Below are 1,913 nucleotides of genomic sequence, written 5' to 3' on the forward strand. Positions count from 1 at the left end.
TTAGTTAGTTCTTTTGAAATTTTACCTGGGCTTGCAGCATCCATTTCAAACCAATCATAAATCCAAGCTTCATCATTTGAAATTATTGGTCCTTTCACGTCAATTTTCACCGTCATTTGTATTCTCACCTCCTTCTCCAGCGTTCATTTCAGCGTAGTTTTTCGTAATGTAATGTTTATTTAAGTTTGGATCATCAGAAACTTCATAACCAGCTTCTAATCTCACTTCATTACCTTTAAAAGCACCTGAAGAAATGAGCTTATCGATACTTTCCGCAAGCTCAAATATAGTCTGATAAGAAATAGATTTAACCTCAACCCTTTGCCCTTCAAGATACTCATTCATTTCAAAGAATTTAACGTTTACTTCATCAGAAATCTTTTTTAACAAAGGTTTTACTGTGAAATTCATGTAGTTTTTCGTTTGCTTCTCAACATCAGCCATTTCGCCATATATTAAAGCTGTAGATATTCCCATCGCCATTGCTACTTGATTTAAAAAACCATTCGTTACTTTATTTATTTCCTCCACACTAGGGCCGTTAGCAGAACCATTATAAACTTCTTTGTACTCAATCCCTTTTTGTTGCGGAACAATAGCAATATCTTTCTTACCGATTGCTTGATACATGTCATCTATAAATTTTTGTAACTTATCGACCTGTTCTTGTGTTTTAGCACCAATCATATCCATATCAACTGTGCCACGAATTTGATTTTTTCGTTTCTGAGAACTTAAAATTCTTCCAAATAAGTCACCATAGTCCGCAAAGAGTCCATCAATAAGTGGTGATAACTTATCATTTCGATATCTCAAATGAATAACTTCACTTTGTTTAAAACTTCTTTTAAACTGATAATCTTTTACTGTGACATTCATAAAAGTATCTTCAAACACGGCATATTCGTTATGTTCAAAATCATCAGCAATAAGTAGATCACCATCATCAGCTTGGATAACTAAACACTCATTATCATAAACAAGCTTCTGAATGAATTTTTCCCAAAATGTACTTGCTGTCATATTCTTATTTGGTCGAACATTTAAGCGATAGTAAAGTTCATTTTTTTCAAATACTTCACCATTTTTAACCCTAAATTCTGATTGACTAATTGTTCTTCCTAAAAAGGATATACAGGTATCAATCGCCAGTCGCTTCATGTGGACTCTGTTTGCTGTATCAATGAACATGTCTACATCAAACATAAATGCAATTTCCTTATTTTTGTTTAAAACATCACTGATCCATCCAATTGTCATCACCCCCTGTATTAGAATTTAATATCGCCTATTAGGAATTCTGTTGATTCTCGTATCTCATCAGCCCTATAAAGAGCATGGACAAAACACTGGAATCCATCAGTTTTTCTACGAACAGGCTCTTTCTTTTCGTATACTTTATTTCCATCATTTTTAATAACAACCAATACGTTTTGTGTATACCAACGCATAAGAGGATTATCATCAAAAACAATTTGTTTATTCGCAAAGGCCATTTCAATTCGCGGCGCTAATAAGCTATGAATCGCTTTAGGATTTCTTATAATTTCAACTTCAAAACCTTCAGCTATTAACAACGGTTTTATAGCTTCTAACCTGAAATTATCTCCTATAATTTTTTTAAGCCCATAATTATCACGCATTTCTACAAACCAATCAACAATGTGTTGAGGATTAATAGTCGGTTCATCAACAACTGTTAGTAATCCTTGCTCTTCCCACTCTTTTATAGGAGCAAATTTCTGTTTTTTAAATTCACCTGCTTTTTTAGAATATCCGTAATATATATCAACAAATTCTTTTCGCACAAAGGAATGAGTTTTAAAAATGTATTCCCCATTTTGTCTAAATAAAAGACCACATGCTGCGAAATCTCGAATACTCGCAAAGTCTAACGCTCCTATGCATTCTTG

At 33.2% G+C, this 1,913-nt stretch carries 2 protein-coding genes and 1 pseudogene; all 3 read right to left on the reverse strand.

The window, feature by feature from the left end; genetic code table 11:
- Positions 1-116 (reverse strand): annotated as a pseudogene (locus tag ACQRBL_RS32130) (head maturation protease, ClpP-related); the annotation flags it as partial.
- A complete protein-coding gene (locus tag ACQRBL_RS32135) occupies positions 100-1,263 on the reverse strand; it encodes a phage portal protein (RefSeq protein ID WP_427736396.1) in 1,164 nt (387 codons plus the stop codon). The pseudogene ACQRBL_RS32130 and the gene ACQRBL_RS32135, both read right to left, overlap by 17 nt.
- Before the next feature lie 8 nt (positions 1,264-1,271).
- On the reverse strand, positions 1,272-1,913 hold a 642-nt coding region (locus tag ACQRBL_RS32140; RefSeq protein ID WP_427736398.1), incomplete at its 5' end, for a terminase TerL endonuclease subunit.

This window comes from Bacillus sp. AF62 (assembly GCF_050312695.1).
Lineage (GTDB): Bacteria > Bacillota > Bacilli > Bacillales > Bacillaceae_G > Bacillus_A > Bacillus_A cereus.